Source organism: Westiellopsis prolifica IICB1 (genome assembly GCF_004323185.1).
GTDB classification, from domain to species: domain Bacteria; phylum Cyanobacteriota; class Cyanobacteriia; order Cyanobacteriales; family Nostocaceae; genus Pelatocladus; species Pelatocladus prolificus_A.
Genome location: NZ_NAPS01000001.1, coordinates 1253708 through 1262263, shown reverse-complemented (window position 1 = coordinate 1262263; position 8556 = coordinate 1253708). Strand labels below are relative to the sequence as shown.

The following is an 8556-nucleotide window of genomic DNA, read 5'->3' as shown; positions in this document are numbered from 1 at the left end:
ATTTTTGCGCTCGCCGAAATCATTTTTGCGCTCGCCGAAATCATTTTTGCGCTCGCCGAAATCATTTTTGCGCTCGCCGAAAAAAATGTAGTCTGCTTCAGCAGACTTTCACTATGAGACTGCGATTTCAATCACAGTCCCGATAGTCTTTATTTTTTACAAAGCAGCTTGCTGATATAATTAATAGCTCAAAGAATGTAATTACAGCAGATTTCAGGTAAATCAGGTACAAATTTTCAAAACAAAGCCATATACTAAGAAACTTTCAACTCTGTTCCCTGTTAAGAGTTCCCTGCTGTAGTACTTGTTAGAGGAGAGCTTTTCTCTGTGCTGTTATTCTTCAGTGTCAGTAGCTGCCAATTTTTGCATTTTCAAGTGCTGCAACTGCTGTAGCAGACAATCCACCTCTGCTTGCAAGTGCATGAATTTAACTTGCTGATCTACTTGGTTGAAACACTTTTCTAGCTTTGTTGCCCAAGCTGCATGGGATTGGCGTTCAGAAATACTAGATGTAGACATTGCTTACTAAGTTATCCGTAACTCAACTCACACCATCAAAGATATTATAATAGGAAAGTTTAAAGAATTATTAAAAAATAATATAATTTTTTCTTTCCCTTGTAATTCGATCTTTCATGTGCAGTCATTCGACTAGACAAACATGACTTTGTTCCTCTGGAATTGCGGCTATGAGGATGCTTGGGGTGTATGGGGTGTATGGGAAGTGTCAAAAATTGTGGCGTCAACCTTCCCAGAGGTACATCTAAAACGATAAACTGACATTCTACGAATAAGTTGTTTGTTGTGTGGTTATTTGTGTTTAGGTTTGACATGTGTTGTTTGTTAGTGATTTCTAAACAACCAACACCCAATACCCAATACCCAATACCCAACAACCAGCATCCAACACCCAAAAATATTTAACAATAACAAGCCCTGAAAACTCGTGACCTTGAGCCTGTCTGCAATTACATCTCATCGCCAACCCTGGCCCGGACTTATAGAGCAGTATCGCGACTACTTGCCTGTCAGCGAAACAACACCAGTTGTGACTCTGCTGGAGGGTAACACTCCCTTGATTCCAGCGCCTGCGATCGCACAACGGATTGGCAGACAAGTACGTGTTTTTGTGAAATACGATGGTCTAAACCCCACTGGTAGCTTCAAAGACCGGGGTATGACAATGGCAATTTCCAAAGCCAAAGAAGCAGGGGCGAAGGCGGTGATTTGTGCTAGTACAGGTAACACCTCAGCAGCAGCAGCAGCCTATGCTCGACGTGGAGGAATGCGTGCTTTTGTATTGATCCCCGATGGTTATGTAGCCTTGGGTAAATTGGCACAGGCACTATTGTATGGTGCAGAGGTACTAGCAATTAAAGGTAACTTTGACCGTGCTTTAGAAATAGTACGGGAAATGGCCGAAACCTATCCAGTCACTTTGGTGAATTCAGTCAATCCTTACCGTTTAGAGGGACAAAAAACCGCAGCGTTTGAAATTGTTGATGTCTTAGGTAACACTCCCGATTGGCTGTGCATTCCCGTAGGGAATGCAGGAAATATCACAGCATATTGGATGGGCTTTTGTCAATACCATCAAATTGGTAAATGCGATCGCTTACCCCGGATGATGGGTTTCCAAGCAGCTGGTGCAGCGCCCTTAGTGAAAGGAGAACCAATATCTCATCCAGAAACACTCGCCACAGCCATTAGAATTGGCAATCCTGCTAGTTGGGAAAAAGCCGTCGCTGTCAAATCAGCCAGTATGGGGAATTTCCATTCTGTCACCGATGACGAAATCCTCGACGCCTACCGCCTATTAGCATCAGAAGAAGGAATTTTCTGCGAACCAGCCAGCGCAGCTTCTGTCGCAGGTTTGCTACAGGTTAAAGACCAAGTTCCCACAGGTGCAACAGTGGTTTGCGTCCTCACTGGTAATGGTTTAAAAGACCCAGATACAGCCATCAAACACAGCAACAGTCAATTTAAACAAGGTATTGAGGCGGAAGTTGAGTCTGTAGCGGCGGCGATGGGATTTTAATAGACATAGGCGTGAAAAATATGTAGAGACGCGAAATTTCAATATGTAGAGACGCGAAATTTCAATATGTAGAGACGCGAAATTTCGCGTCTCTACTCAGTATTTCCCACTACAACCACAGACTTGCGGCACAATATTATTTAAATCCAAGTGTGGGGAGTGAGCTTTAATGGCTATTAATCTACAGCAAGCATTAGAAGTCGGTAAATATATAGTTACCCAACGTGTAAAAGGTCGTAAACGTTACCCCTTGGTTTTAATGTTGGAACCTTTATTTCGTTGCAACCTCGCCTGTCCTGGTTGTGGCAAAATTCAGCATCCCGCAGAGATACTCAAGGGTAACCTAACTCCACAGGAGTGTTTTGCAGCAGCGGAAGAATGTGGCGCACCCATAGTTTCTATTCCTGGTGGTGAACCACTGCTACATCCTCAGATTGACGAAATTGTCCAGGGATTAATTGAGCGCAAAAAGTTTGTTTACCTGTGTACCAATGGCTTGTTACTAGAAAAGAGCCTAGATAAATTTAAACCTTCACCTTACTTAACATTCAGTGTACATCTCGATGGAATGCGAGATTGGCATGATCAATGTGTGAATCGCAAGGGTGTTTTTGACACAGCTGTGCAAGCGATACGTGCTGCTAAAGCCAAGGGATTTCGTGTCACTACCAATACTACTGTGTTTGAGGGTGTCGATCGCAAACAAATGCAGGAGTTTTTTGATTTCCTCAATACACTCAATATTGATGGAATGATGATTTCTCCTGGTTATAGCTATGAGTGGGCGCCAGATCAAGAACATTTTCTCAAGCGAGAACAAACACGCGCCTTATTTAGGGAAATTTTAGCTCCTTACAAAGCAGGTGAGAAAAACTGGAACTTCAACCACAATCCACTCTTTTTAGATTTTCTCACTGGTGAGAAAGAATATGAATGTTCTCCTTGGGGTAGTCCTAGTTACAGTGTTCTAGGTTGGCAAAAACCTTGTTATTTGTTGAATGAGGGACATTATACCACTTTTAATGAACTGATGGAAAAGACCGAGTGGAACAAATACGGGCGTGCGAGTGGTAATCCTAAGTGTGCAGATTGTATGGTTCACTGCGGTTATGAACCCACCGCTGCTACCGATGCTATGCAACCACAGAATTTAGTTCGTTCTATTGGTAGTATTTTTGGTTAGAGTTTGTATAGCATTGAGAGATAAGATCCCCGACTTCTGTTGAGAAGTCGGGGATCTTGACTGTGTATCAGGATTTTTGTGAAATGATATGAGATATCATCCCAATGCCAAAAGTTCTTCTATACCTAAAATATCGCGATCGCTAATTATCTCTGTTTTTGTGTGAAATGAAAAATAGCGCTTACCACCTTCTGCATTCCATACCTGCTGTAACACAGGATCAGGAAATGTACCGCTATTGAGCTGAGTCAGTATCGGCGGCCACTTTTGGCTAAGTTGGCTAGCTTCACCAACAAAAAGCTTAAAATCACCAATATGTGCGATCGCGTAGATGCCAGAATACATAGTTATATCATGTTCGCTTGAACACTTATATTATCAGGTAATTGGGATATTAACTAAATTGCTGCCTTGGTCAATTAGACATCACTGGAATTTTTATTATAAATTCAGTACCTTGTTCCAAAGCAGGTATACATTCCAGTTGTCCACCATGTTTTTCAACTATAATTTCATGGCTAATAGATAATTCCAATTCCGTTAATTTGCCATTTGATTTCGGATTAAAAAGGGGGGCAAAAATTCCTTTCCCAACTCTTTCGGGAATTTTCACAGCGTTATTTGCGATACGAATTACTACTGTTTTTGAATTTAATAATTCTGTGCAAATACGAATAGTTGGTGATGAATAATTGTTGTTGTCTTTCTGTTCATCTATTAGCCAAGACTCATTACTGGCTGGAAAAGCATCAATTACATAATTAAGAATATTCATGAAAACAAGGTTCATTTGTCCTGGATAACATTCTACCAAGGGTAATTTGGCATATTCCTTAATGACAGTAATATTTTGACCATGAGTCTTAGATTTGAGACGACTTTGTAAAATTATCAAAGTGCTATCAATACTTTCATGAAGATCAACTGATTTTTTTTCAGATTCTTCTGTAGAAAAATTGCGTAAAGCATGGATAAATTGCCTAATCCGGTCAATTCCTGCTTTCATTGAATCTGTGAGTTTAGAAAGGTCGGTAGTAATATTATCCAGTTCGACTTGATTAATTACTCTTTGAATTTCTACTGTTGGTTCGGGATAGTGTTGTTGGTATAAATTAATTAGCTGGAGTAGTTGTTGAATATATCGACTAGCATGAATTAATTTTCCGGCGAGAAAGTTGGCTGGATTATTGATTTCATTGGCGATGCTAGAAACTATTTGCCTTAAGGTAGTGATTTTTTCCTGATGTAATAATTTAATATCGATTTGCTGAAGTTCACGAAAATCTGTGTTTGGTATTTTCGTTTGTTCCTGTGCTTGTTGTAAATGAAAAAGTGTCAAGGCATGAATTTGGGAATAAGCTAAAAGTAACTGGTGGAAATCGAGTAAGCAATATTTTTCTGATGCAGTTTTGACTATAATCGGTTCGTAGACAAATTCAGGCGATCGCTGCAATGCTAAATAAGTTGCTTCCATCACAGAAGTTATCTCAGATATGACAAATTCCTCTTCGATTTTAAAAATGTTGAGGAAGGTTGCAATGGGGCGATTTAAAAATAGTTCTAAGCTAAAAGGACGGCTCATATGTTCAAAAAACCTGCGCCGTGAAATCATCCCAACATATTGACGATTATTAGTGATCACTATTCCTGGTAGTAAAGGCTCATCTTTAAATGGTTTCACTAAGTCACTGCCGAAAAAATCCAGTTCAACTTCTACTTCCCACAAAGGCAATTCTTGCAAAGTTGAGTCTAGCTTCAACTTTAACTCATCAGCATGTTTCAGCATACATTTACTCGGTAGAAATTCAAGTTTTTCAGATACCGTCGAATTGTGCAAACAGCAGTTTGCAAATATTTAGTGCTGAATAATCAAGAAGTTTTTCAATCTCACTGAAATACCATTGCAATACTAAGTTTCATATGCAATATATTCACCAGATAATTACTGAAAACGATTCGGTTGCAGTGTAACTAAATACACAGACACAGAAAATCTTTTAAAAGCTTTTTTGAATTTTGGTAGCTTTATTTTCAAAGTAGTACTACCCTGGTACTTTTTGAATAGTATTATAGATCGCGGCAAAAATTAAGTAGGAAAACCAAAAATTTATATATTTAAGTAAATTTTCTCGCTTTTACTGGCTTATGTTCGCCAAAACCCCATTTGATACAAGTCCAGAGTGGGTTAATTTTGTCAATTAAGCCAATAGCTCGTGAGGAGTCGGAACCTAACACTCGCCCAGTGAGTTGGAATCCCCTGCATTCATGCATGGGGTAGTTCAGAATAAATATAGCTATTACTTAATTATAGTCACGTAGTTACCATGCTATTAACATATTTAGACAGCAACAGTTGGCTAGTTGAAATTGCAGACAAACGGATACTCATTGATCCTTGGCTAGTAGATAAGTTGAGTTTTGGCAATCAAGATTGGTTTTTTAAAGGTTATCGAATTCAAGATCGTCCTATTCCAGAAAATATTGACTTGATCTTGCTGTCTCAGGGGCTAGAAGATCATGCTCATACACCAACACTCAAACAACTTAATCACAATATTCCCGTGGTAGCTTCTCCTAATGCTGCTAAAGTTGTACAGCAGCTAGGTTACACCCAAATAACGGTACTTGCTCATGGTGAAACCTTTACTTTAGATGCAAGTGTAGAAATCAAGGCAGTTCCTGGTTCACCCATCGGCCCCACTTTGGTAGAAAATGGTTACATCCTCAAAGAGTTGCCAAGCAACTTGAGTATTTACTACGAACCACACGGATATCATTCTCCGTCGCTACAAGCAGCAGCTCCTATTGATGTTGTCATTACTCCACTTGTTGACTTGACTTTGCCCATATTTGGATCATTTATCAGGGGTGGAAAAAATGCTCTTGAATTAGCTCAATGGTTGCAACCTCAAGTTATGCTACCCACAGCAGCAGGAGGTGATGTCACGTTTGTGGGATTTTTGGCAAATTTCTTGCAAACCAAGGGAAGTATTGAGGAATTTCGGGCGTTATTGGCGAAAAATAATCTTTCTACCCAGGTGATAGAACCTAAGTCAGGCGATCGCATTGAATTGCAATTACAGAAAAAGGGCGCAGGTGTATAATGTATGGCACTATATTTAGACTCGGCGATCGCATCAGAAGCGGAAATTGCTAAACACATGGGTTGGGTGAAGGGGATCACCACAAATCCCACACTTTTAGCTCAATGTGATACCCCACCAGAAGAAACGCTGAAAAAATTAGTTACCTTGACAAACGGGCCACTTTACTATCAATTAACAACCTCTACTTTGGATGGAATGGTGCAAGAGGGAAAAAAGGCTTTTGAGATTATTGGTGAACAAACAATACTGAAAATACCAGCCACACCATTAGGATTTGAGGTAGTAGCCCAATTATCACCCCAGATTACTTGTTCAGTTACAGCAATTTACAGTGCTTCCCAAGCAGCAGTAGCAAAAGAAGCCGGTGCAAAAATTGCGATCGCTTACGTCAACCGTGCGACTCGTTTGTTGGGTGATGGTATTGCTTTAGTCCGAGATATGGCAAGTATCCTTGGTGATAGTAACGTTGAGATTTTAGCTGCTAGCATCAAATCACCCCAAGAAGCAGCAGCATCTTTACAAGCTGGGGCGCACCATCTGACTTTACCATTGGCAATGTTGCAAGCAATGGCAACTCATGAGTTATCACACAAAACAGTAGAAGAGTTTGCTCAAAATGGAATAGGACTTCACTAATTGCATCGCCCGCAAATAAATAGCTGGCTCATAACTTAAGTCTACTAAAAGTAGACTAATTGAATAAACCCTTTAACCCACTTTAAGTGGGTTTGTGCTATGAGCCAGCTATTTATTTGAGGGCGGGATGTTGGGCTAAATAGATGGGTAGTTACCAAAAAGTGCCTACTTTACTTTTCTTAGTACTTACTTTTAGTATCTAACTTATAAGGTAAATATCGCTACTAATTGAGGTAAACATGACGACAGTTGCAGTTGTATATTTTTCTGGCTCTGGTCACACCCATCTCATGGCGGAAGCTGTAGCAGCAGGAGCAAATCAGGTTGCAGGAACCAAAGCTGAATTACTCAGAATTACAGGTGAGCAAATCGTTAATGGGCGTTGGCAAGATCATGAAATCTTAAACAAGCTTAGTCAAGCGGATGCGATTGTGTTTGGAACTCCTACTTATATGGGTGGGGTTGCGGCTCAGTTCAAAGCTTTCCTAGATGCTGCTAGTACTGCTTGGTTTACCCAACAATGGAAAGATAAAATCGCAGGTGGTTTTACTCATTCGAGTTCTCTAAGTGGAGATAAACAAGGAACACTAATTTATTTATCTATTAATGCAGCGCAACATAGTATGATTTGGGTTGGTGTAGGAGAGTTACCGAGTAGTTATCAAGGTAAAACCGACGGCGTGAATAGATTGGGTTCCTTTTTAGGAGTGATGGGACAAAGCCCAATGGATTTAAGTGGGGGAGAAGCTGTTTTAGATTCAGGCGATCGCATCACTGCTGAGAACTATGGAAAACGTATTGCTGAAGCTGCACATCGTTGGAGCCATCAACCAATAGCTGCTTTAGCTTAGTTTGTTGCTCCTGTTAAATTAAATCAGCCTGATATTGCTTTTTTCTGTATCCCAGTATCCAATTGCCTGAGTGTTTTAACTGTTTATACTTGCCTTGAAAAATTAGCCACAAAGCCATGCGAGTTTGCAACCATCCCTTGCTCAGATAATATCCTGGTTTGGCATTAATGCCATCTGTGGAGTTTTGACCGAGATATGTCATCACTCCGCAGATGCTATCCATTCCTTCTATTGTCACTTTCAGAAAATGATCGTTGATGTGTTCACTGGGAATCATGAAGATAGCATACACATGATGCCGACCGCGCCAAGGCTCAACAACGATTTTTTCGGGATGGATGTAAAATTTATTACTTGTTGATGTGGAAATAAATTCTGATTGCTGACAACTGATTATAGGCGATCGCTGTGAAACATAAGAAAAGCCAACAATACCCACAAAGAGCAGCGTCAATAATAGATAGATTAGATTACGTTTTTGCACTGGCAATATCGATTTTCCTCTATCCGGTTTATATCCGAAGGCTAACAGAGGCTTAAAAAACCAGAAGATAAACTGACTACAAAATTCTGCGAGATCCCCGACTTCTTAAAGGATACAGCTGGCGAATCAGGGGTGACACCCCTCACCGACGATTTTTCGTCATTCCACCAGATGTAGAGACGCGCCATGGCGCGTCTCTACAACCAATTTGTGGGCGCACGAGGGGTTTGACCCCCTATTCGCCAGCTGCATCCTTA

The 8556-nt window shown here is 40.4% G+C and carries 9 protein-coding genes; 5 read left to right on the top strand and 4 right to left on the bottom strand.

Going from position 1 to position 8556, the window contains the following annotated elements:
* Positions 1-333: 333 nt before the first annotated feature.
* Positions 334-519: a hypothetical protein gene (locus B4U84_RS05380; protein WP_017309384.1), complete on the bottom strand. Its 186-nt coding sequence runs from the start codon at positions 517-519 to the stop codon at positions 334-336.
* 427 nt (positions 520-946) lie between these two features.
* Between B4U84_RS05380 and thrC the strand changes: the two genes are divergently transcribed.
* Both thrC and hpnH read left to right on the top strand, forming a co-directional pair.
* Positions 947-2038, top strand: coding sequence for a threonine synthase (gene thrC, locus B4U84_RS05375; RefSeq protein ID WP_017309385.1), 1092 nt, complete (start codon positions 947-949; stop codon positions 2036-2038).
* A gap of 169 nt (positions 2039-2207) precedes the next feature.
* Positions 2208-3221, top strand: a complete 1014-nt coding sequence (gene hpnH, locus B4U84_RS05370) for an adenosyl-hopene transferase HpnH (RefSeq protein ID WP_044451495.1) — start codon at positions 2208-2210, stop codon at positions 3219-3221.
* A gap of 96 nt (positions 3222-3317) precedes the next feature.
* Here the strand turns inward: hpnH and B4U84_RS05365 are convergent, their stop codons facing one another.
* The gene (locus B4U84_RS05365) at positions 3318-3566 is read right to left on the bottom strand and encodes a GIY-YIG nuclease family protein (protein ID WP_131115973.1); all 249 of its coding nucleotides are present in this window, start codon (positions 3564-3566) and stop codon (positions 3318-3320) included.
* A 70-nt stretch (positions 3567-3636) separates the two neighbouring features.
* Positions 3637-5007: a sensor histidine kinase gene (locus B4U84_RS05360; RefSeq protein WP_131115971.1), complete on the bottom strand. Its 1371-nt coding sequence runs from the start codon at positions 5005-5007 to the stop codon at positions 3637-3639.
* 538 nt (positions 5008-5545) lie between these two features.
* Between B4U84_RS05360 and B4U84_RS05355 the strand changes: the two genes are divergently transcribed.
* From B4U84_RS05355 to B4U84_RS05345, 3 genes are all read left to right on the top strand, one after another.
* A complete protein-coding gene (locus B4U84_RS05355; protein WP_131115969.1) occupies positions 5546-6325 on the top strand; it encodes an MBL fold metallo-hydrolase in 780 nt (259 codons plus the stop codon).
* 3 nt (positions 6326-6328) lie between these two features.
* Positions 6329-6964 carry a transaldolase family protein gene (locus B4U84_RS05350; protein ID WP_131115967.1) on the top strand — a complete coding sequence of 212 codons (636 nt, stop codon included), beginning with the start codon at positions 6329-6331 and terminating at the stop codon, positions 6962-6964.
* 239 nt (positions 6965-7203) lie between these two features.
* Complete coding sequence (locus tag B4U84_RS05345) at positions 7204-7815, top strand: flavodoxin family protein (RefSeq protein ID WP_131115965.1); 612 nt, start codon at positions 7204-7206, stop codon at positions 7813-7815.
* Between the two features lie 13 nt (positions 7816-7828).
* On the opposite strand, the gene B4U84_RS05340 is transcribed toward B4U84_RS05345, so the two are convergent.
* Positions 7829-8299 carry a hypothetical protein gene (locus B4U84_RS05340; RefSeq protein WP_131115963.1) on the bottom strand — a complete coding sequence of 157 codons (471 nt, stop codon included), beginning with the start codon at positions 8297-8299 and terminating at the stop codon, positions 7829-7831.
* Positions 8300-8556: the final 257 nt, after the last annotated feature.